17 protein-coding genes and 2 pseudogenes are annotated in these 22644 nt (G+C 69.2%); 10 read left to right on the forward strand and 9 right to left on the reverse strand.

Annotated elements, in window-relative coordinates; genetic code table 11:
- Positions 1–54: 54 nt before the first annotated feature.
- From AB3X10_RS01460 to lepB, 4 genes and pseudogenes are all read left to right on the forward strand, one after another.
- Positions 55–576: pseudogene (locus tag AB3X10_RS01460) on the forward strand (cyanophycinase); the annotation flags it as partial.
- Between the two features lie 264 nt (positions 577–840).
- On the forward strand, positions 841–1806 hold the full coding sequence (locus AB3X10_RS01465) for an isoaspartyl peptidase/L-asparaginase family protein (RefSeq protein WP_369981596.1): 966 nt from the start codon (positions 841–843) through the stop codon (positions 1804–1806).
- A gap of 295 nt (positions 1807–2101) precedes the next feature.
- Positions 2102–4258: a peptidyl-dipeptidase Dcp gene (dcp, locus tag AB3X10_RS01470; protein WP_369978429.1), complete on the forward strand. Its 2157-nt coding sequence runs from the start codon at positions 2102–2104 to the stop codon at positions 4256–4258.
- A 422-nt stretch (positions 4259–4680) separates the two neighbouring features.
- Positions 4681–5310, forward strand: coding sequence for a signal peptidase I (gene lepB, locus AB3X10_RS01475; RefSeq protein WP_369978431.1), 630 nt, complete (start codon positions 4681–4683; stop codon positions 5308–5310).
- A 130-nt stretch (positions 5311–5440) separates the two neighbouring features.
- On the opposite strand, the gene AB3X10_RS01480 is transcribed toward lepB, so the two are convergent.
- A complete protein-coding gene (locus AB3X10_RS01480; protein ID WP_369978433.1) occupies positions 5441–6496 on the reverse strand; it encodes an MBL fold metallo-hydrolase in 1056 nt (351 codons plus the stop codon).
- Between the two features lie 114 nt (positions 6497–6610).
- Between AB3X10_RS01480 and AB3X10_RS01485 the strand changes: the two genes are divergently transcribed.
- A complete protein-coding gene (locus tag AB3X10_RS01485) occupies positions 6611–7249 on the forward strand; it encodes a TetR/AcrR family transcriptional regulator (RefSeq protein WP_369978435.1) in 639 nt (212 codons plus the stop codon).
- A gap of 110 nt (positions 7250–7359) precedes the next feature.
- Positions 7360–8169, forward strand: a complete 810-nt coding sequence (locus AB3X10_RS01490; protein ID WP_369978437.1) for a DUF4365 domain-containing protein — start codon at positions 7360–7362, stop codon at positions 8167–8169.
- 208 nt (positions 8170–8377) lie between these two features.
- On the opposite strand, the gene AB3X10_RS01495 is transcribed toward AB3X10_RS01490, so the two are convergent.
- The 4 genes from AB3X10_RS01495 to AB3X10_RS01510 all read right to left on the reverse strand — a co-directional run bounded on the left by AB3X10_RS01495 (position 8378) and on the right by AB3X10_RS01510 (position 12202).
- On the reverse strand, positions 8378–8728 hold the full coding sequence (locus AB3X10_RS01495; RefSeq protein ID WP_369978439.1) for a VOC family protein: 351 nt from the start codon (positions 8726–8728) through the stop codon (positions 8378–8380).
- 70 nt (positions 8729–8798) lie between these two features.
- Complete coding sequence (locus AB3X10_RS01500; protein WP_369981598.1) at positions 8799–9530, reverse strand: helix-turn-helix domain-containing protein; 732 nt, start codon at positions 9528–9530, stop codon at positions 8799–8801.
- Positions 9531–9686: 156 nt separating this feature from the next.
- Positions 9687–10949: a cation:proton antiporter gene (locus tag AB3X10_RS01505; RefSeq protein ID WP_369978441.1), complete on the reverse strand. Its 1263-nt coding sequence runs from the start codon at positions 10947–10949 to the stop codon at positions 9687–9689.
- Between the two features lie 284 nt (positions 10950–11233).
- Positions 11234–12202 (reverse strand): LysR family transcriptional regulator, encoded by a 969-nt coding sequence (locus tag AB3X10_RS01510; protein ID WP_369978443.1) that lies wholly within the window; start codon positions 12200–12202, stop codon positions 11234–11236.
- A gap of 108 nt (positions 12203–12310) precedes the next feature.
- Between AB3X10_RS01510 and aceB the strand changes: the two genes are divergently transcribed.
- The 4 genes from aceB (at position 12311) to AB3X10_RS01530 (ending at position 19355) form a co-directional block, all read left to right on the forward strand.
- On the forward strand, positions 12311–13954 hold the full coding sequence (aceB, locus tag AB3X10_RS01515; RefSeq protein WP_369978445.1) for a malate synthase A: 1644 nt from the start codon (positions 12311–12313) through the stop codon (positions 13952–13954).
- 143 nt (positions 13955–14097) lie between these two features.
- Complete coding sequence (aceA, locus tag AB3X10_RS01520) at positions 14098–15393, forward strand: isocitrate lyase (RefSeq protein ID WP_369978447.1); 1296 nt, start codon at positions 14098–14100, stop codon at positions 15391–15393.
- A 293-nt stretch (positions 15394–15686) separates the two neighbouring features.
- Complete coding sequence (locus tag AB3X10_RS01525) at positions 15687–16733, forward strand: sensor domain-containing diguanylate cyclase (RefSeq protein WP_369978449.1); 1047 nt, start codon at positions 15687–15689, stop codon at positions 16731–16733.
- A 24-nt stretch (positions 16734–16757) separates the two neighbouring features.
- A complete protein-coding gene (locus AB3X10_RS01530) occupies positions 16758–19355 on the forward strand; it encodes a putative peptide modification system cyclase (RefSeq protein WP_369978451.1) in 2598 nt (865 codons plus the stop codon).
- Here AB3X10_RS01530 and AB3X10_RS01535 read toward each other — a convergent pair.
- The 4 genes and pseudogenes from AB3X10_RS01535 to AB3X10_RS01550 all read right to left on the reverse strand — a co-directional run.
- A pseudogene (locus tag AB3X10_RS01535) lies at positions 19297–19464 on the reverse strand (NHLP-related RiPP peptide); the annotation flags it as partial. The gene AB3X10_RS01530 and the pseudogene AB3X10_RS01535 overlap by 59 nt on opposite strands.
- Before the next feature lie 21 nt (positions 19465–19485).
- Complete coding sequence (locus tag AB3X10_RS01540; protein ID WP_369978453.1) at positions 19486–20700, reverse strand: putative peptide maturation dehydrogenase; 1215 nt, start codon at positions 20698–20700, stop codon at positions 19486–19488.
- A gap of 267 nt (positions 20701–20967) precedes the next feature.
- Positions 20968–21783, reverse strand: a complete 816-nt coding sequence (locus AB3X10_RS01545) for a DUF2884 family protein (protein ID WP_369978455.1) — start codon at positions 21781–21783, stop codon at positions 20968–20970.
- 105 nt (positions 21784–21888) lie between these two features.
- Positions 21889–22485, reverse strand: a complete 597-nt coding sequence (locus AB3X10_RS01550; RefSeq protein ID WP_369978457.1) for a cupin domain-containing protein — start codon at positions 22483–22485, stop codon at positions 21889–21891.
- Positions 22486–22644 lie beyond the last annotated feature (159 nt).

The raw sequence follows: 22644 nt of genomic DNA on the forward strand, positions 1-22644 counted from the left end.
GGGCTGCTGCTGATGGGCGGCGGCGACCGCAACTACGACGCGCTGCGCTGGTTCATGGCCAAGGCCGGGCACGGCCACGTGGTGGTGCTGCGCGCCTCGCAGGCCAACGAGGTGGCCGAGGAGTTCTACCGCGACGTCGGCGGCGTGGCCTCGGTGGAGACCTTCGTGTTCAGCGGCCGCGGCGCCTCCAGCGATCCGGCGCTGCTGCGCAGCCTGGCCCGCGCCGACGGCATCTTCATCGCCGGCGGCGACCAGTCGCGCTACGTGCGCTACTGGAAGGGCACGCCGGTGGCGGCGGCGCTGGACGCGCACGTGCGCGCCGGCAAGCCGCTCGGCGGCACCAGCGCCGGCCTGGCCATGCTCGGCGAGTACCTGTACGGCGCGATGGACGGCGGCAGCCTGACCAGCGCGCCGGCGCTGGCCGACCCGCTCGGTCCGGCCACCACCATCGAGACCGACTTCCTGCACCTGGACCTGCTCAAGCGGGTCATCACCGACACCCATTTCAAGGAACGCGACCGGCTCGGCCGGCTGTTCGCGTTCCGCGCCAAGGCGGCCACGCTGGCCCCGGCCGGGCAGCCGCTGATCGGCCTGGGCGTGGACGAGAGCGCCGCCGTGGCGGTGGAAGGCGACGGCAGCGCGCGGGTCTACGCCACCGATCCGCAGGCCGGCGCCACCGTGGTCGCCGGCCCGCTGCAGCCGCCCACGCCGCCCGGGCAGCCGCTGCAGGCGGCGCGCATCGAGACCGTCGGCGTCGGCCCCGGCTCGACCCTGCACCTGCCCGACGGCCGGGTCGACGCGCCGGTGTTCCATCGCTACTACGCGGTGCTGGACGGCCGCATGCGCGAGATTCCCGCCACCACCCTGGTGATCCACGGCGGTGCCGGGGTCGAGCGCGCCAGCAGCAGCGCCGCCGACCTGGCCGAGGCGCGCGCGGCGATGGAAACGGCGCTGCGTACCGGGCAGGCGCTGCTGGCGCAGGGCAAGCCGGCGGTGGACGCGGTCGCCGCGGCGATCGCGGTGCTGGAGGACTCGCCGCAGTTCAATGCCGGCAAGGGTGCGGTGTTCACCCACGACGGCCGCAACGAGCTGGACGCGGCGATCATGGACGGCGCCAGCGGCAAGGCCGGCGCGGTGGCCGGCGTGCACCGGGTGAAGAACCCGATCCAGCTGGCGCGCGCGGTGATGGACCAGTCCGAGCACGTGATGCTGGTCGGCGACGGCGCCGAGGTGTTCGCCCGCCAGCACGGGGTGACCCTGGTCGATCCGTCCTACTTCCGCACCGACAAGCGCTGGAAGCAGCTGCAGCAGGCGCTGAAGGAAGAGGCCAACAAGCAGGTGCACGCCGATCTGGAGACCGCCAGGCACTTCGGCACCGTCGGCGCGCTGGCGCTGGACACGCAGGGCCGGCTGGCCGCGGGCACCTCCACCGGCGGCATGACCAACAAGCGCTACGGCCGCGTCGGCGACTCGCCGATCATCGGCGCCGGCACCTATGCCGACAGCCGCTGCGCGGTGTCCGGCACCGGCTGGGGCGAGTACTACATCCGCGCGGTGGCGGCCTACGACATCTGCGCGCGGGTCAAGTACGCCGGGCAGAGCCTGGCGCAGGCGGCCGAGGCGGTGATCGACCGGCAGATCCCCAGGGCCGGCGGCGACGGCGGCGCGATCGCGCTGGGCGCCGACGGCAGCGTCGCCTTCCCGTTCAACACCGAGGGCATGTACCGCGGCTGGATCGGCGCCGACGGCGTGCCGCATGTGGCGATCTTCAAGGACGAGGCGCTGCCGCTGCCTGGGGCGCCGTAATTCATGTACCGGCCGGCTGGCGATCGCCAGCCGGACCATGTCTTCCGGGCAAGGCCCGTCGCGACTGAAGTCGCTCCCACAGTGGGCGTGGTCGACATGGCAGCAACGGCGAGGCTCCTTGTGGGAGCGACTTCAGTCGCGACGCGCCGAGCCTTCAACCCAGGCAGCTCCTGCCGCCATCGCCAACCTGACCCGCCGGCCCACCCCCAGATCCAATGGCACATGCCCGCCCCGCGCAAACCGGGTAGCGTGCGCGGCTGCCCCGCCACCATGTCCCTGTCAGGAGTTCCACCCCATGTCGCGTACCGTCGTTCTGGCCGCCGCCATCAGCCTGGCGCTGGCCGCCTGTTCCGGTAAGGAGTCCACCCCCGTGCCCGCTGCCCCCGCCGCCTCGCAGAGTCCCGCCCCCGCGCCCGCCAACCCGCTGTTGAGCGCCAGCACGCTGCCGTTCCAGGCGCCGCCGTTCGACAAGATCAAGGACGCCGACTACCTGCCCGCGTTCGAAGAGGGCATGAAGCAGCACCTGGCCGAGATCCGCAAGATCGCCGACAACGCCGAGCCGGCCAGCTTCGCCAATACCATCGAGGCGATGGAGCGCAGCGGCGAGACCCTGAACCGGGTCCAGCGGATCTTCTTCGGCCTGGTCCAGGCCGACACCAACGACGAGCGCCAGAAGATCCAGGAAACGGTCGCGCCGAAGCTGGCCGAGCACCAGGACGAGATCAGCCTGGACCCGAAGCTGTTCGCGCGGATCAAGACCATCTACGACCAGCGCGACACGCTGAACCTGGAGCCGGAGCAGAAGCGCCTGGTCGAGCGCGACTACGAGGAATTCGTGCGCGCCGGCGCGCAGCTGTCCGATGCCGACAAGGCGACGCTGCGCAAGCTCAACGTCGAGGAAACCACGCTGGCCACCCAGTTCCACACCAAGCTGGTCGCGGCCACCGCCGCCGGCGCGGTGGTGGTGGACGACAAGGCCAAGCTCGACGGCCTGTCCGAGGGCGACATCGCCTCGGCCGCGCAGGACGCCGCCGCGCGCAAGCTCGACGGCAAGTACCTGCTCGCCCTGCAGAACACCACCCAGCAGCCGGTGCTGGCCTCGCTGAAGGACCGCGAGCTGCGCACCCAGGTGATGGCGGCCTCGCAGTCGCGCGCCGAGAAGGGCGACGCCAACGACACCCGCCAGACCATCCAGCGCCTGGCCCAGCTGCGCGCGCAGAAGGCCAAGCTGCTCGGCTTCGACAGCTACGCCGCCTACAGTCTGGGCGACCAGATGGCCAAGACCCCGGCCGCGGCGCTGAAGCTGCTCACCGACACCGTGCCGGCCGCCACCGCCAAGGCGCGCAGCGAAGTCGCCGAGATGCAGAAGGTGATCGATGCGCAGAAGGGTGGCTTCAAGCTCGCCGCCTCCGACTGGGACTTCTACGCCGAGCAGGTGCGCAAGGCCAAGTACGACCTGGACGAGTCGCAGATCAAGCCCTACTTCGAACTGGACAACGTGCTCAAGAACGGCGTGTTCTACGCCGCCACCGAGCTGTACGGCATCACCTTCAAGGAACGCACCGACATTCCGACCTACAACCCGGACATGAAGGTGTACGAAGTGTTCGACCAGGACGGCACCTCGATGGCGCTGTTCTACACCGACTACTACAAGCGCGACAGCAAGTCCGGCGGCGCGTGGATGGACGTGTTCGTCGAGCAGGACGGCCTGACCGGCGCCAAGCCGGTGGTCTACAACGTCTGCAACTTCACCAAGCCCGCGCCCGGCCAGCCGGCGCTGCTCAGCTTCGACGACGTCACCACCATGTTCCACGAGTTCGGCCACGCGCTGCACGGCATGTTCTCCAAGGTGAAGTACCCGTCGATCGCCGGTACCGCCACCTCGCGCGACTTCGTCGAGTTCCCGTCGCAGTTCAACGAGCACTGGGCCTCGGATCCGAAGGTGTTCGCGCACTACGCCAAGCACTACCAGACCGGCGCAGCGATGCCGGCCGAGCTGGTGGAGAAGATCAAGAAGGCGCGCACCTTCAACCAGGGCTACGCCACCACCGAGTACCTGTCGGCGGCGCTGCTCGACCTGGCCTGGCACACCCAGCCGGCCGACGCGCCGCTGCAGGACGTGGACAAGTTCGAAGCCGAGGCGCTGAAGAAGTTCAAGGTGGACGTGGCCGAAGTGCCGCCGCGCTACCGCACCACCTACTTCGACCACATCTGGGGCGGCGGCTACTCGGCCGGCTACTACGCCTACTTCTGGGCGGAAGTGCTCGACGACGACGCGTTCGAATGGTTCAAGGAGAACGGCGGCCTGTCGCGCAAGAACGGCGACATCTTCCGCGCCAAGATCCTCTCGCGCGGCAACACCGTCGACCTGGCCACCCTGTACCGCGATTTCCGCGGCAAGGACCCCAGCGTCGAGCCGCTGCTGGAGAACCGCGGCCTGAAGGACTGAGTCGCACTTCGCCGCACGCGGTGATCGAGAACGGGATGGCCCAACGGCCATCCCGTTTTCCGTTGCGGCGGATGCGAAACGGTGGCGGCGACCCTGTAGGAAGGGCTTGGGCCCCTATGTCATCCGCAGCCGCGAGCAAGCGCGTTTCGAACGTCATGGTGTCCCAAGCCGGCCGCCCACCGGCGCCGTGCCGCGACCGATGGTCCGAGGCCCCCGGAGCCGCTCTCACAGGGAGAGCGTGCGATTGCCTGCTGGGTGCACTGTAGGAGGGGCTTCAGCCCCGACAGAACCGCTCCGCGCCCGACTCGCGGCGCCGGAACCGCCACCCATGCCTTCCGTCACTGGTATCCCACGCGGCCACGCGCGCACTGTCGCCCTGGCATCGCCACGATGCACTCCTGCCCGAATCCCACAGGTGCCGCATGACCTCGACCGACCCGCAAGACTCCCGCCTGCACCGCGCCGCGCGCTGGACGCGCAAGGAACTGCTGCCGATCGCGGTGATGCTGCTGTTGCTGACCGCCGCGCGCTCCTCGTTCGCCAACCACTACGTGGTGCCCACCGGCTCGATGCAGCCGACCCTGCAACCCGGCGACCGCGTCGCGGTGGACATGAGCGCCTACGGCCTGCGCGTGCCGTTCACCCTGTGGCGCGTGCTCGAGCGCGGCCGGCCGCAGCGCGGCGAGGTGGCGGTGTTCGATTCGCCGCGCGACGGCACCCGCCTGATCAAGCGCGTGGTGGCGGTGGCCGGCGACCGGGTGGACCTGCGCGACGGCCACCTGTCGATCAACGGCCAGCCGCTGCAGCTCGGCGGCGAGGGCGACAAGGAACGCTTCGGCGAGCGCGTCGCGCAGCTGGACCTGGACGCCGGCGGCGGCCCGGACCTGTACGACGTGCGCGTGCCGCCCGGCAAGCTGCTGGTGGTCGGCGACCATCGCGGCGACAGCCTGGACGGCCGCTACTTCGGCTTCGTCGACGCCGACAGCGTCTACGGCAAGGCGCTGGCGGTGTACTACCGCCGTGGCGAAGGCCTGGAGTGGTCGCGGCTGTAATGTGCAGGCGTGCGTGTCGGCCGCGTCCTGCGGTCGATACGCGCTAGGCCGGCACCTTGTGCCGGTGCCTGTGCCTGTGCCGGCCGTGGGCCGGCGTCGGCGTCGGTCGCGGCGTTTCTGCGTCGGCGCGTCAGCGCGCCGCCGCAGGCACCTCGCCCAGCGCGCGCCACCAGCGCTCGCCGGCAGCGGGCGCGGCCATGTCCACCCGTTCGCCCATGCGCGGCGTCGCCAAGGTCACCCCGGCCGCCGCGGCCAGCGCGACGATGCGCTCGAACGGCTCGTGCCAGGCGTGCAGGGCCAGGTCGAAGGTGCCGTTGTGGATCGGCAGCAGCGTGCGCCCGCCCACGTCCAGGTGCGCCTGCAGGCTCTGCTCCGGCTGCATGTGCACATGCGGCCATTGCGCGTCGTAGGCGCCGGTCTCCATCAGGGTCAGGTCGAACGGACCCAGCCGCTGGCCGATCGCCTTGAAGCCGTCGAAGTAGCCGCTGTCGCCGCTGAAGAAGATCTTCAGCGCCTGATCCTGGATCGCCCACGAGCACCACAGCGAGCGGCCGCTGTCGAACAGCCCGCGGCCGGAGAAGTGCTGCGACGGCGTCGCGGTCAGCGTCACCCCGTCCACCGTGGTCGATTGCCACCAGTCCAGCTGCCGCACCTTGGCCGGGTCCACGCCCCAGCGCAGCAGCAGGTCGCCCACGCCCAGCGGCGTCACGAACACGCCGACACGGTCGGCCAGGCGGCGGATGGTGGCGCGGTCCAGGTGGTCGTAGTGGTTGTGCGACAGGATCACCCCGGCGATCGGCGGCAGCGCGTCCAGCGCGATCGGCGGCGCATGGAAGCGCCTGGGGCCGGCGAACGGGAACGGCGAGGCGCGCTCGGAGAACACCGGGTCGGTCAGCCACAAGCCGCTGCGCAGCTTCATCAGCACCGTGGAGTGGCCGAGCCGGAACAGGCTGTGCTCCGGCGCGGCCAGCACCTGCGCGCGGGTCAGCGGCAGCACCGGCAGCGGCAGCGAGGGCACCGTGTGCGCCGGCTTGTCGAACGCGAACTGCCACAGCAGGCGCAGGCTGGCGAAAAAGCCAAGGGCGCTGGTCGCGGTGGGCGTCGTGTTGCGGAAGCGTCCCTGGTGGTATTGCGGCGAGGCCGTGTGCGATGGCGAGCGGGGGATCTGGCAGGCGGAAGCGACCATGGAGGCAGTCCAGCGGGAGGGGAAGGGCAGCACCGGCGGGCGCCGGCAAGAAATTACACTACACAGTGTAGTTTCCTTGCGGGAAAAGTAAACCGCCCGGTGTAAAATGTCCACATGTCCAGTTCATCCGCCCCCGCGCCGGCCCCGGTGCGCCTGACCGAGCGCAAGCGCCAGGCGATCCTGGAGGCGGCGATCGCCGAGTTCCGCAGCCAGGGCTTCGAGGCCACCAGCATGGACCGCGTCGCCGCCAGCGCCGGCGTGTCCAAGCGCACCGTCTACAACCACTTCCCGAGCAAGGACGCGCTGTTCGCCGAGATCCTGCGCCGGCTGTGGCAGCGCAGCGCGGAGCTGCTCGGCGTGCCGTACCGCCCCGACCGGCCGCTGCGCGAGCAGCTGTTGCAGCTGCTGCAGCAGAAGCTGCGGCTGCTCGACGACCCGGCCTTCATCGACCTGTCGCGCGTGGCCATCGCCGAAGGCATCCACTCGCCCGCGCGCGCCCGCGAACTGATCGCGCAACTGGGCAGCAAGGAAGAGGGCACCATCGTCTGGATCCGCGCGGCCGTGGACGACGGCCGCCTGCAGCCGCTGGATCCGGCGTTCGCCGCGCAGCAACTGGAAGCGCTGGTCAAGGGCTTCGCGTTCTGGCCGCAGATCGCCATGGGCCAGCCGGCGCTGAGCGCCGCGCAGCAGGCGCAGGTGGCGGAATCGGCGGTGGAGATGTTCTTGCGGCATTACGCGCGCGATCGGACCTAGCTCTGCCGACCTTGAAATGCCCCACGGAATGGACATGCGCGTTGGTCGCATAATCGGCGAAGCGTCCTGCGCTTGCGGCCGCTGAGCGAATGGGTTGCAAGTGTCCTTGCTTGCCGGCGCCGTTGCGGCCCAGTAGAGAAGATGCAGCCAAAAAAGCGAGGCGGATCGTCTCCTTCGCGCACAATCAAACTTTCAACAGCGCCAGTGCCATGAAATACACGGAGTCGCAAATCATCGGAGATCTCGGCGAGATAGCCGTCTCCAGGGCATTCATCAAGTACTTCCGATGGCCGTGCCGGCGTCAATCCGTCGATCTCGGAATCGATGCCGAAATCGAGATCACCGACGGCGAACTCAATTCTACCGGCAAGGTGGTCAAGGTTCAGGTCAAGGCCACGATGAAACCTTTTGAGGATGGGATAAATGTCATTAATCTTGAAAGTCTGCATATAGACTATTGGAAGAGCTTCTCCGTGCCCGTTCTGCTATGCGCGGTGAGTTTGGCGACGGATGAGATTCTCTGGAGGGTGATCGAGTCGGATGGGGACTACTCCACGGGGAAGGGCGCCAAGGTCGAGTTCGATCGGGTCAAAGATGCGCTGTCGCCAAATTCTCGCAATGCGATCGAGAGGATTGCAGTCGAAGGATCCGATCTGGTCATGCAGATACTGGGAATGGTCGAGCGTTCGATCGGTCCGATGCTCGGCAATGCGGGAAGCCCTTCGGTATCGATAGAGAACAGCGCGCAAGTCGAGCAGCACGAACTGAATCGCAGGATCCTGGATGTCGCGTATCAGCTTGTGCGTCTAACTCCGAACCGTCCTCACGGGGCGGCCGAAGCGCGGTTGCAACACCTGGAGCGATCTTGGAACGCGATTGATTTGGAGATGGACAGAGAGAACAAGGAACGGTTCTACTGAGCTTTGCTTGCCAGACAAAACCGTCCCGGTGACGCCCTCCCGCGCGTCGCCACTGCCATGGGCATCCATTCCCGAGCGGACCAGCGATGTAACAGCGCAGCTGGTCAGTACGTGCGTGCGCATGCAGGGTTGGATTCGTGGCCTTGTCGCCTTGGTGTCGAGCAGCCGGCGCTGACTGCCCTTCGGCAGCGGAAGCCGGCCGCCGGCCTCACCCCTCCGACCACACCGCCAGCTCATAACCGTCGAGGTCGGCGAAATGGAAGCGGCGGCCGCCGGGGAATGCGAAGACCGGGCGGACGATGCGGCCGCCGGCGGCCTCGATGCGCGCCTGGGTGTCGGCCAGGTCGTTGGAGTACAGCACCACCAGCGCGCCGCCGGGCTGGGCGGTGCCGTGGAAGAAGCCGCCGGTCAGGCGGCCGTCGCGGAATTCGCAGTAGTCCGGGCCGTAGTCCTGGAAGGTCCAGTCGAAGGCCCGGCCGTAGAAGTCCTTGGCCGCGGCGATCGAGGCGACGGCGAATTCCAGGTAGTCGATGCGGTGCTGCTGGTCGGCGCGGCTCATGGCGGGCTCCGTGAAAAGGGCGGCCAGTATCCATCGCCGCGGCGTTGCCGGCTTGGCGAAAACGGCCAGCTCAGCGCGCGTGCCGGCGCACCAGCTCGCGCGGGCTGAGGCCGGTCAGCTGGCGGCTGTCGCGAACCAGATGCGGGGCGTCGCCGTAGCCGGCCTCCAGCGCCGCCGCGGTCAGCGTGGCGTGGCCGGAGACGATGCGCAGGAAGCGCTGCAGGCGCAGGATGCGCTCCAGGGTCTTGGCGCCGTAGCCGAACGCGTCCTGGCAGCGGCGCCGCAGCGAGCGTTCGCTGATGCCCAGGTTGCGGGTCAGTTCGGCCATGCGCGGTGCGCCGTCCTCGGCCAGCTGTGCGAACACCCACGCCATCGGCAGGTCCGCCTCGAGCGGGCGGCTGGCGCACAGCGCCTGCAGCAGCGGCAGCGGTGCGGCGCCGTCCTCGAGCCGGGTCTGCCAGTCGCGGCCGCGGCCGCCCCACAAGGCGTCCAGTGCGACGCGCTGGTCGGCGATGGCATGCAGCGGCACGCCGAGCAGGCGCTCGCCGGCACCGGCGGCCAGGCGCACGCCGCTCAGCACGCTGCCCGGGGCCAGTGCCGCGCTGCTGGCGCGGCGGTCCGGCCCGGCCACGAACAACCTGCGTCCGTCCCAGATCAGGTCCACGCAGCCATCGGGCAGCACCTGCGTCGGCTGCGGATCGGCATCGCCCTGGCGGAAGCGCCAGCTGCAGCGCAGGCGATCGCGCAAGGCCGGCGGTGCGTCGAGTTCGGCGTAGCGGGAGGATGTGGGCAAGGCGCTCATCGGCAGGTGTGCGTGCATGGCCGGCAGCGGCGTGCGCGACCGGCCGGTCCGGCGTGCGTTCGCCAACTGCTCGAGGGAAGTGTGTTGCGCGCCGCGAATGCATAGCGGGCGACGCCACCGGCGCGGTCCAGCCGTTCGCCCGGCACGGCTCCGCGCTCAGCGACTGGACCGGCCCGCGCCCAGCCCGGCGCTGCCGGCGGCATGCCGTTCGCGATGGAACCAGGCCACCATCGGCGAGGCCATGAAGGTGGTCACCAGGGTCATGCCGAACAGCAGGGTGAACAGGTCCGGGCCGATCACGCCGCTGTCCAGGCCGATCTTGATCACCACCAGTTCCATCAGGCCGCGTGCGTTCATCAGCGAGCCCACGGTCAGGCTGTCGCGCCAGTCGTGGCCGCTCAGGCGCGCGCCCAGCGTGCAGCCGACCAGCTTGCCGACCACCGCCACGCCGATCACCAGCACGAAGCCGGCGATGCCCGCGCCGGCGAATGCGCTGGGGCTGGTGGCCTGGCCGGCGACCGCGAACAGCACCGGCATCAGCAGGGTGATCGCCAGCGGCTCGATGCGTCCGGCCAGATGTTCCAGCAGGCGGTCCTCGCGCGGCAGGCAGATGCCGAACAGGAACGCGCCGAAGATGGCGTGCAGGCCGATCCATTCGGCCGCGGCCGCGCAGGCCAGCAAGCCGATCAGCACCCAGACCAGGGCGGTCGGGGCATAGCGGCCATCGCTCGCGCGTGGCTTCAGCAGGCGCGCGAACGCGGGGCGCAGCACGCCGAACACCACGGCGATCAGGACCAGCGCGCCGACCGCGGTGAAGCCGACGCCGCCATGCGCGTTGCCGCCGGTCAGGGTCAGCACGACCGCCAGGAAGATCCACACCGTCGCATCGTCGATCACCGCCGCGCCAAGCGCCAGCCGCCCGGCGGGGGTGCGGGTCATGTTGCGGTCCTTGAGGATGCGCGCCAGCACCGGGAACGCGGTGACCGACATCGCCGCGGCGATGAACAGGGCGAACGGCCAGAAGCCGATGCCGTGCGGCGCGAAGCGCGGGAACAGCCAGTACGACGCCGCCAGGCCGAGCAGCAAGGGCAGCGCGATGCCGGACAGGCCGACCGTCGTCGACGAACGCACCTGCGCCTTGGTGCCTTCCGGCGCACGCAGCTCCACGCCCACGATGAACATGAAGAGCACCACGCCGATATTGGCCAGCCCGGACAGCGGCGGCAGGCTCGCGCGGGCGAACAGGGCGCCATGCAGCTCCGGCAGCCACGCGCCGAACGCGATCGGCCCCAGCAACAGCCCGGCGGCCATCTCGCCGATCACCGGCGACTGGCCGACGCGTTGCAGCAGCATGCCGCACAGGCGCGCCGCGACCAGGATCACCGCCAACTGCACCAGCAACAGCGTGGTTGGATTCATTGCCTCAGCCCTTCCGTTGGATCGAATCGGCATGGTCCGGCGAGCCGGCCTGCGTGTGCGCGGTCGCCAGTCCCGTCCCCCGACTGCCGGCCCGCCGAGCCCATCGACGGGCGTCGCTGGCCGTGGCGTGCGGCTAGTCTATGCCGGCCGGGCGAGTGCGTCAGCAGGGCCAGCGGCGACCGCCGGCCCGCCCATCCAGAGGCCTTGCCCGCAGCGTTCGGCATCGCGCGCAACCGCGCGTCGCGTCTGTTCACGCCCGCAGGTGGTGCGACGCCGAACCCGGATCAACGCTCCGACGGTCCGCTCTCGTCGTAGCCGCGCGGGGTGAACAGGTCCGGCTGGATCAGTTCGATGAAGGCGCGCGCCTGCGGCGACAGGTACTTGCCCTTGCGCACCACCACGCCGTAGCTGCGCGATGGGAAGTAGTCGCTCAGCGCGCGCGTGGCCAGCTTGCCGCGGTCGGCCTCGGTGACGCAGATCGAGCTGACGATGGAGATGCCCATGCCCATCGCCACGTATTGCTTGATCACCTCCCAGCCGCCCACTTCCAGCGCCACCGTGTACGGCACCCGCGCCTGCTGGAACACCAGGTCGACCAGGCGGTAGGTCACCTGGCGCTTGGGCGGCAGGATCAGCGGGTACGGCGACAGGTCGTCCAGGGTGAGCTTGGGCTTGTTCGCCAGCGGGTGGTCGCGCGGGGCGATCAGCAGTTGCTCGAAGCGGTACACCGGCGCATAGCTGAGGTCGGCCGGCACGTCGAGCATCGAACCCACCGCCAGGTCCACCGCGTCCTCGCGCAGCAGCTCGGTGCCGTCGGCGCTGATGGCGTTGTGCAGGGTCAGGCGCACCTCCGGATGGCGGGCGCGGAAGTTCTCCACGATCTTCGGCAGCAGGTACAGGATGGTGGAGCTGTTGGCGGCGATGTTCAGTTCGCCCGCATCCAGTCCGCGCGCCTTCTCGCGGAAATCGGCTTCCAGCCGGTCCAGGCTTTCCACCAGCGGCTGCGCCATCTCGTACAGCAGCTGGCCCTCGCGGCTGGGGATCAGGCGGCGCCCGCTGCGCTCCAGCAGCACCACGCCCAATTCGCGCTCCAGCGCCTGCAACTGCAGGGTCACCGCCGGCTGGCTGACGAACAGCGCCTCGGCGGCCCGTGAGACCGAGCCCAGGCGCACCGTCTGGCAGAACGCGCGCAGCGGCTTCAGCCGGTCGGATTTGTAGGGAAAACGCGGGGTTGCGGAGCCGCGCGTGGCCATGGCGTGACAACTATAAGGTGTGCTTATTTAATGCATTGATAAAACTGTATTGTCAAATACTTGCGTCGGCAGCACGGTGGCCTCCCGGAAACATCGAGGAACCCCACCATGTCCGCCGCCGCCTTCGCCGCTTCATCCCCGCCCGCCGAACGCTCCACCCCCGGCATCACCCTGACCGCCTCGCTGGCCGGCCAGGACGCCCTGCTGCCGCCGGCGGCGCTGGCCCTGCTGGTGTCGCTGCATCGGGCGATCGAACCCGAGCGGCAGGCGCGGCTGGCGGCGCGGCGCGAACGCCAGGCCTGGTTCGACGGCGGCGGCCTGCCGGACTTCCGCCCCGACACCCAGGCGATCCGCGCCGGCGACTGGCGCGTGGCGCCGCTGCCGGCCGCGCTGCAGGACCGCCGCGTCGAGATCACCGGCCCGACCGATCCGAAGATGGTCATCAACGCGCTGAACTCCGGCGCCAAGGTGTACATGGCCGACTTCGAGGACTCGACCGCGCCGACCTGGCGCAACCTGGTCGCCGGCCAGCGCGCGCTGGCCGAGGCGGTGGCCGGCACCCTGAGCTTCACCGCGCCGGCGGCGCGCGACGGCAGCCCGGGCAAGCGCTACGCGCTCAAGCCCTACGACGAGCAGGCGGTGCTGATCGTGCGCCCGCGCGGCTGGCACCTGGACGAGAAGCACGTGCTGGTCGATGGCCAGCCGCTGGCCGGCGGCCTGTTCGACGCGGCGCTGTTCGCCTTCCACAACGGCCGCGCGCTGCTGGCCAAGGACCGCGGCCCGTACCTGTACCTGCCCAAGCTGCAGTCGATGGAGGAGGCCGCGCTGTGGGAGGCCGCGCTGTCGCACATCGAGGCGATGCTGGGCCTGCCGCAGGGCCAGATCAAGGTCACCGTGCTGATCGAGACGCTGCCGGCGGTGTTCGAGATGGACGAGATCCTGCATGCGCTGCGCGAGCGCATCGTCGGCCTGAACTGCGGCCGCTGGGACTACATCTTTTCCTACCTGAAGACCTTCCGCCGCCACCCCGACCGGGTGCTGCCCGAGCGCGGCCAGGTGACCATGACCCAGTCGTTCCTGAAGGCGTATTCGGAACTGCTGATCCGCACCTGCCACCGCCGCGGCGCGCATGCGATGGGCGGCATGGCCGCGCAGATCCCGATCGGCCACGACGAGGCGGCCAACGAGCAGGCGATGGCGCGGGTGCGCGCGGACAAGCTGCGCGAGGTCAGCGCCGGGCACGACGGCACCTGGGTCGCGCACCCGGCGCTGATCCCGATCGCCCGCGCCATCTTCGACGAGCACATGCGCGCGCCGAACCAGCACACGGTGCTGCGCGAGGACGTGCAGGCCGACCGCGACACGCTGATCGCGCCGTCCGCCGGCAGCATCACCCGCGCCGGCTTCGAGGGCAACATCGAAGTGTGCGTGCGCTACCTGGCGGCGTGGCTGGACGGCAACGGCTGCGTGCCGATCCACCACCTGATGGAAGACGCGGCCACCGCCGAGATCAGCCGCAGCCAGCTGTGGCAGTGGCTGCACGTGGGCGGCCTGCACCTGGACGACGGCACCGCGATCGACTTCGCGCTGTTCGACGCCTGCATGCGCCAGTTGCCGGCGCGCCTGGGCGAGCGCGCGCTGCTGCCCGGCGGCAACCGCCTGGACGACGCCATCGCGCTGCTGGACACGCTGACCCGCAGCGACGAGCTGGCCGAGTTCCTGACCCTGCCGGCCTACCAGATGATCGAGTGATTGCAGCCGGGAGTGGGGATTCGGGAATGGGGAATCGCGAAAGCGACATCCCTGCGTCCGACCTCTGCCATGCCTTCACGCCGTTTCATCCGACACACCGCCCCACCGTTTCATCGCCGTATCCACTCCGAGGAGAACGCAAGATGAGCACCACGCTGCAGACCGCCGAACAGATCCAGCACGACTGGGACACCAATCCGCGCTGGGCCGGGATCGCCCGCAACTACACCGCCGCCGACGTGGTGCGCCTGCGCGGCACCGTGCACGTGGAGCATTCGCTGGCCCGGCTCGGTGCCGAGAAGCTGTGGAAGTACCTGCACGAAAAGGACTTCGTCAACGCGCTGGGCGCGCTGACCGGCAACCAGGCGATGCAGCAGGTCAAGGCCGGGCTCAATGCGATCTACCTGTCCGGCTGGCAGGTCGCCGCCGACGCCAACCTGGCCGGGCAGATGTACCCGGACCAGTCGCTGTACCCGGCCGACTCGGTGCCGGCGGTGGTCAAGCGCATCAACAACACGCTGCTGCGCGCCGACCAGCTGCACCACGCCGAGGGCAAGGACGAGATCGACTTCCTGCAGCCGATCGTGGCCGATGCCGAGGCCGGGTTCGGCGGCGTGCTCAATGCGTTCGAACTGATGAAGGCGATGATCGAGGCCGGCGCGGCCGGCGTGCACTTCGAGGACCAGCTGGCCTCGGTGAAGAAGTGCGGGCACATGGGCGGCAAGGTGCTGGTGCCGACCCGCGAGGCGGTCGAGAAGCTCAACGCCGCGCGCCTGGCCGCCGACGTGCTGGGCGTGCCGACGCTGCTGGTCGCGCGCACCGACGCCGAGGCCGCCGACCTGGTGACCAGCGACATCGACGCCAACGACCGCCCGTTCACCACCGGCGAGCGCACCGTCGAGGGCTTCTTCAAGACCAACAAGGGCCTGGACCAGGCAATCAGCCGCGGCCTGGCCTACGCCCCGTATGCCGACCTGGTGTGGTGCGAGACCGGCAAGCCGGACCTGGAGTTCGCGCGCCAGTTCGCCGAAGCGATCCACGCCAAGTTCCCGGGCAAGCTGCTGGCCTACAACTGCTCGCCGAGCTTCAACTGGAAGAAGAACCTGGACGACGCGACCATCGCCAGGTTCCAGAAGGAGATCGCGCGCTACGGCTACAAGTTCCAGTTCATCACCCTGGCCGGTTTCCATGCGCTGAACTACTCGATGTTCAACCTGGCGCACGGCTACGCGCGCCGGCAGATGAGCGCCTTCGTCGAGTTGCAGGAAGCCGAGTTCGCCGCCGCCGAGCGCGGCTTCACCGCGGTCAAGCACCAGCGCGAGGTCGGCACCGGCTACTTCGACGCGGTGACCCAGGCGATCCAGCAGGGCCAGTCCTCCACCACCGCACTGAAGGGCTCGACGGAGGAAGAGCAGTTCCACGGCGAAAAGGCCGCCTGACCTGCAGCCGGGCGTCCGTTGCTTGCCGATCCCCAAGGGAGGGGACAGCCCGGGTTCGCCCGGGCTTTTTTTGTCCGCGCGGCGGCGCAGGCGAGGGCGCCGCCGCGGTGTCTACGGTTTGCGCCAGGCCTGGCGACGGCGTCGCCGTACCGCTCGGCCGGCAACCCTGGATTTCAGGCGCTTTGGCGGTCTCCGCCTGCGCGAGATTGGCTGTGAGCCCACCGTGAGCGCTCCATTCAGATGCTATGCTTTGCGCAAGATGGCGGGCGACGCCAAGAGCAGTAGGGGGCTGGATGAGCTGCGACAGCACCGCGTCCAACGCACGCGAGACAATTTCGACGGTTGGTGTGGTCGCCCCCAAGCCCAATGAGCTGGCGGTGCTGACTGCGGCGGAGCTGCGCCTGTTCTCCGAGTTCGGCCGTTCGCGCCCGGTGCGTGCCGGCGACGTGCTGTTCCGGCGCGGCGACGGCGGCAGCGCCATGTTCGTGATCAGCAGCGGCGTGATCGACCTGGATTTCGGCGAGGACCTGGTCGTCAAGCATCTCGGACACGGCGAATTCTTCGGCGAACTCGGCCTGTTGATCGGCAGCCACATGCGCAGCGCCGACGCGATCGCCGCCAGCGACGGCGTGCTGGTCGAACTGGACCACGACGATTTCCAGCGCCTGGTGGAGCGCGACCCGGGCCTGGTCGCCTATTTCCTGCGCCGTACCATCATGCGCGTGGTGATGAACGAGCAGACCCTGATCCGCCAGCTGCGCCGCCGCAACCACGACCTGGAAGCGGCGCTGGACAACCTCTACGCCACCACCCACCAGCTCAGCCAGACCGAAGAGCTGGTGCGCACCGACGAACTGACCGGCCTGCACAACCGCCGCGGCCTGATCCTGCGCCTGCAGGAATGCCGCCGCGACGGCCGTTCGCCGGGGCCGGGCCTGCTGCTGATCGACTGCGACCGCTTCAAGCACATCAACGACGAGCACGGCCACCTGGTCGGCGACCGCGTGCTGCAGAACGTGGCCAACATCCTGCGTTCGGTCGCCGGCCGCGACGACATCGCCTGCCGCCTCGGCGGCGACGAATTCTGCCTGCTGGTCTCGGCCGGCAACGTGGAAGACCTGCGCCGCATCGGCGAGTTCGTGATCGCCACCGTGCAGAACCTGCTCGGCGTGCCGCATCCCTCGCCGCATATCTGCCCGGTCAGCATCGGCATCAGCCGGGTCGATCCGCAGTCCGACTGGAACGACTGGTACGCCAATGCCGACGCCGCGCTGTACGAAGCCAAGCGTCTGGGAGGCAATCGCCTGTACTGGCACGACCTCGCCTCCGCACCCTACTGACGCGCGCGCGTCCTCGAGCTGCCCATGAACGACGCCCACCAACCCCAGCCCGAGGTCCCGCAGCTCCGCACCCTGCTGCTGACCGACCTGTGCGATTCGATGGCGCTGGTGGAGCGGCTGGGCGACGCCAATGCCGCCGAACTGTTCAAGCTGCACGACTCGCTGGTGCTGGAGCTGCAGCAGCGCTGGCGCGGGCGCCTGATCGACCGCTCCGACGGCCTGCTGCTGCTGTTCGAGCGGCCGATCGACGGCCTCGGCTTCGCCCTGGACTATGCCCGCGGCCTGCGCGAGCTGGGCGCGCAGCGCAAGGTGGAACTGAAGGTGCGCGCCGGCCTGCACGTGGGCGAGGTGCTGACCTGGCGCAACAGCGACGCGGCGGTGCAGGTCGGCGCCAAGCCGCTGGAAGTGGAGGGCCTGGCCAAGCCGACCGCGGCACGGCTGATGACCCTGGCCCGGCCCGGGCAGATCCTGCTGTCGGCGGTGGCCGAGTCGCTGACCCACCGCGCCGCGCGCGAGCTGGGCGAGCGCGGCGAGCGCCTGCTGTGGAAATCGCATGGCCGCTGGCGCTTCAAGGGCGTGCCGACCGCGCAGGAGATCTACGAAGTCGGCGAGATCGGCAACACCCCGCTGCGCGCGCCGAAACCGACGCCGAAGGCATGGCGCGACATCCCGCTGTGGCGCCGCCCGGCGGCGCTGCTGGCGGAGGCCGGCCTGATCGCGTCGGTCGCGGTCGGCGTCTGGTTCGTCACTCGCCCGCAGCCGGCCATCGCCTTCGCCGAGCGCGACTGGGTGGTGGTGGGGGATCTGCGCAATCTGACCGGCGACACGCTCTACGACGACACGATCGAGACCGGGCTGCGGGTCAGCCTGGAACAATCGCGCTACGTCAATGTGCTGGCCGATGCGCGCGTGCGCGAGGCGCTGAAAATGATGCGGCGCGACGCCGGCGTTGCCGTGGATCGCAAGCTCGGCGCGGAAATCGCCCAGCGCACCGGCGCGCGCGCGTTGCTGCTGCCCACGGTGTCCGACGCGGACGGGAAGGTGCGGATCAGCATCGAGGTGGTCGACCCGGCGACGGAAGCCACGGTCATCACCGAATCGGCGACGGCGCGTGGCCCGGGATCGGCGGTGGCGGCGTTGGGCGAGGCCGGCGACTCGTTGCGCAAGGCGTTCGGCGAGAGCGTGGCGTCCATCAAGAAGAGTTCGGCCCCGCTGGAGCGGGTGACGACCGACAAGCTCGATGCCTTGCGAGCATTTTCGCTGGGTCAGAAGTCCTACGCCGAGCAGAATCTGCAAGCGGCGGAAATGCAGTTCAGGCAGGCGCTGAACATCGACCCGAATTTCGCCATGGCCAAGATCGGCCTGGCGCGCGTGGCCTACAACAAGACCGACGTGCTCAGCGCCCAGCAGCAAATGGGCATGGCGATCGAGGAGGTGGGCAGGCTGACCGACCGCGAGCGCCTCTATGCCATGGCGCAGATGGCGCTGTTCCGCTGGGAAAAGGATTATCCCGGCAAGTGGGTGGCCCTGTCGTCGCTGTATCCCGATTATCACGTGGCCGCCTTCAATGTGGCGTCCAGCATGCGCGACGGTGCGCGCTTCAAGGAGATGTTCGAATACAGCGACCGCGCCGCGGCGACGCAGGCGGTCACCCGTCCGGTGGCGCTGAGCTTCCGGGCGATCGCCCGCTCGGCGCTTGGCGATGTGGCCGAAGCCGAGCGCGATTACCTCCAGGCCGAAGCGTTGGGGTACCGGAAGAATTCCGTCGAGTTTTCGCTGATCAAGGCCGCCGAATCGAAATTCAAGGAAGCCGATGCGATGTTGCGTCCGGTTCCGGGAGAGCCGCCATTCGCGACGAACGAGCGTGCCGCCGCGAACCTCAATGTGATGGCGGATCAAGGCGAATGGGAAAAGGCCGCGCAGCAGGCCGATGCGCTCAGGGCCGCGGTGGCCGATCCGCATACGCCGTTCGAATGGGGCGCGCGGACCTCCGCGCTGGCGATCATGCGCCGCACGTCCGACAGAAGGGCGGTGCTGCAGGAAGCGCAGAAACTGGTGGCGCTGGCGGAAAACGGCCTGCACGACAGCGCGGGCCGGGCGCAGGAAGCGGTGGCGAATGCGGCGCTCTACGCGGGCTATGTCGCGGCCAGCAACGGCGATGTCGCCACCGCCCGGCAGGCGTTGAAAGTGGCCAGGCCGATTGCCGACATCGCCCCCTACCCGCTGCTCAAGAATTCGTCGGCCATCGTCGAGGCCCGGATCGCGATGCAGTCGGGAAAGCCCGAGGCGGCGCTGGAGCTCCTGAAACCCTTCGATCAGCCCTGGGCGTTGACCTTGACCAAGGTCGAGCGGCTATCCGCCGAGGCCGCACTGGGCCGGGATGTGGGCGAGGGACTCGCCTCGATGAAGACGTTGGCCTGGCGCGGTCGCGTCTACGCCGAATGGGCGGCCGAACGGCCGCCCGTGATCGAATCGCTGTCGTGGTCGCAGCAACTCAACGACAAAAAACCACCCAGCCGAGGCTCGCTTCAAACTGCTTCGCCAGGAGTTCCAGATTCGCTTCGATCTCTTCCTTGCTCGGGAGACTCACGCTCCCAGGCAAAATGCTCGGATCGAGGGTGAATCCATACTCGGCGAACGCCGCGACAGGATCCTTTTCCGTGGCAGCGCGAAAGTCGTCGTCGCTGGCGAGGCGTTGCAGTATGGACCGTGCATTATCTAGTGTGGTCATTGGTTTGCGCTCGTGGATGGTTTATTGCCCAGGCGACTGATGCGTTGCGATCAACGGCTTGGGATTCAAGTGTAGCGTGTTTTGCGTGGCATCAATGTTGCCGACGCCATTGGCGCCGATCACCATCGTCGCAAGGGGATCCAGTGTCAGCAGACGGCCCGCGTCGACATCGTTGACCGCCGCCGTGTAGAACGCGCCGAGATCGCGTTCCGCCGCGAGCAGGTAGAACGTCTGGCTCAGGTGGCCGGAGTCCAGCAGGACCGCCTTGTAGGCCTTGGGGTGGCGCCGGTATTTCCAATGGTGTCGATCCAGCCGCGCGACATGGAAGACGAGGGCGCTGCAATCGGCGAAGTAGGTTTGGCCGATCGTAAGTTCGGCGGCCAGCGTTCTGGCGTCGGCCTGGGTCAGGTCGATTATCTTGATGAGTCTGTGGGTATCGGATTCATAGTGATAGAACCCTGGCGTCAGCCCTTCCACATCGATTATCAGGGGATACGCCTCGATCGGATGCAGCGATCCGCCGGAAGGGCTGGTGCGGCGCACGGCGACATGCCCGGGCGCGATTTCCTCGGCCGCGATCGCGCCGAAGGTGCCGAACAGCATCCGCGACAGTTCGGCCAGGGCGAGAGGACGGGTGCGATCGAAATGCCGGGTGGTGCGCCTGGCGCGCAGGACATCGGCCACGCCGCCTTGCAATGGTTCGGCCGGAAGCGCTACCGAACCGATCCCATCCTGGCGCTTCGGGAAATGCGCCGGGAGCGGGCCATGCGTGGCGATGTGCTTGTCCAGTCGCGCGCGCTCGGCCGCGTTCCCGTGTTCCCGGCTGCCCTCGTCGCCGACCACGCCCGACCACGCGGTCATGCGGTGATAGACGCTCGCCAGCGGGTGCCATCCCACGGTTTCCAGGGTCGCCTCGCCGGCCAGGATGTCGGCGCTCCTGCTGTCTGCAACGTCGCAAAGCACGATCTCGTCCTGGATCATCCTGTCGATGAAGGATGCATCGCAGGCGTGCGTTCGCATGACCTCGCCGGCATCGATCCAGGCATTTCCCGGAAGCGAGGCGACGATGGCCAGCGCCTCGGGCGAAAGCGGAATGCGCTTGCCGCTGAGGGGGCACAGCAGGTTGGTGGCGATGGTGCTGTCGAAGACGACCGAGCCAGTGAGCAGCGCGCTGAGATTGGGGAAGAGCACGTCCCCGATTTCGATGATGCAGTGAAGCCTTCGGCGTAATTTCATCTGGAATGGATGCTGGATCGCTGGCGGTAAGGGGAGAGCTCGGCAGACCCCGCGCCGTGCCGCGCGCGATGGCGGGCCGATGCCGCATCGCGTCCAGCGTCCGGGTCTGTGCACTGCCGCACGATCAGTATGCCTAACTTCGGCCATGCCGAAGGAGGGGGCCGGGGCCATGGCGCGCGCTGGCACGGACCGCAGTGGCCGGCCAGCACGGGTTCGCACTGGCGCTGCGCCGCCGCGGTCCTGCCCGTCGCTGGCCGCTGCCTGTCTTCAGCGCGCCTGGCTGTCCGGCGATCCGCTTGCGGCCACGGTCGTCTCGCCGGGCGTGGCCGGCTTCGCAGGCTTCTCGCTGAGTTCCAGCAGGTCCAGCCGCTTGCCGCCGGGCAGCCGGTAGTCCAGCTGCTGCTCCAGCTCGTCCAGCGCCTTGACCTGCACGCACAGCGCGTCGGCCCTGGCTTCCAGCGCCTTGCCGCGCGCTTCCATGCGCCGTTCCATGTCTTTCCCCATCGCGTCGGCGCGCTTCTCGATGGCATCGGCGCGGCCGGTGAACACCGCGAACATCACCCCGCGGGTGAGTGCGCTGGCCATTTCCTCGGCGGCGGCGCTGACATTGGCCTCGAACGCCTTGTCGAACGGTTCCTTCTGCCATTGGCCCTTGCCGAGGGTGCGGTCCAGGTGGGCGAGGGCGGCGTCGCGGTGCTTCTCGATCCGGCGCGCCTTGCTGGCATTGCCGGTGATCGCTTCGACCACGCCGCCGAGGGCGTCGAAGGTGATGCCGACCGTGTCGCGGGCGATGCCGGCGACCTCGGGCATCAGCGCCTGCGCGCCCTGTTCCATCTGCCGCAGGCGCTGGGCATCGGCGCTGCCGAGCGGTTGCGCGACGCCGTCCACCTGCAGGCGGCCATCGTGCAGGAACACCGTCTTCGGGGTGCCGGCGCTGCGGGTCAGGGCGACGCCGGTGCGGTCGACGATGACGTCGTAGGGCGTGGAGAAGCCGCATTGCTGCGAGGAGAACTGCGGGCCGGCGGTGGCGCTCGCGGCGGCGCCGAGCAGGGAGAGCGTGCACACGGAGAGCAGCAGGCGCATGGCGGCGGTTCCTTTGAGCGTGGCAGCAGCATCGGTGCTGGGCCGTGCGCTGTCTCCTGCGGGAAGTCAGGGTGCGGGAAGTCATGCCCGCACCGCGGCGCGGATCTAGCCCGGGGGTTCGGGCATCTTCCAGTGCTGGAGAAGCGGGCCTTGCGGACCGGCGACGGGGTCGCTGGGCGGGAACGGCAGCTGTGCGATGCGCCGCACCATGTCGGTGCTGGGCGCCTGCCGGCAGATGTCCCAGTCCTGCCCGGCGGGATAGGCGCCGACCACCAGGAAGTCGCTGCTGGAGGCGATGCAGCAATGGCCGCTGCCGGCCGGCAGCAGCAAGGCGTCGCCGGCGGCCAGCGTGACGTCGGCGCCGCCCGGTCCGCCGATGACCAGCCGCGCGCTGCCGCGGGCGACGCCCAGGACCTCATGCGCGGTGGAATGGTAGTGGTGGTAGTCGTACACGCCGTCGCGCCATTGCGGCGGCCAGCCGTGCGCGGCGAAGCGGCGTTCGAAGCCGGCGGCATCGCCATCGCGGTCGGCCTGGCGGTACAGCAGGACCGGCAGGAACGGGTGGTTGGGCACCCAGTCGTGCGGCGGCAGCAGCCAGTGTTCCAGGCGCATCGGCGAATCCTCGGTGTGGCGTGGAGTGGCGGGCAGCGGGCCGCCGCCGCTGCGGATCATGCTAGCCAGGCCGCGTGGTCGTGGCGTCATTGCGCGATGCGCGCGACGGTGCGATGCGTTGTGTAGCGGAGTCGGGAACGCCCGAGCCGTCCGATGGCCCGCCAAGCGGAACGCGCCATCCCATTGCCGGAGCGGATACGGCTCACAATCTCCTCACTATTTGCGCGCAGAATGTGGCAATCAGATTGC

The organism is Xanthomonas sp. DAR 80977 (assembly GCF_041240605.1).
Classification (GTDB): domain Bacteria; phylum Pseudomonadota; class Gammaproteobacteria; order Xanthomonadales; family Xanthomonadaceae; genus Xanthomonas_A; species Xanthomonas_A bundabergensis.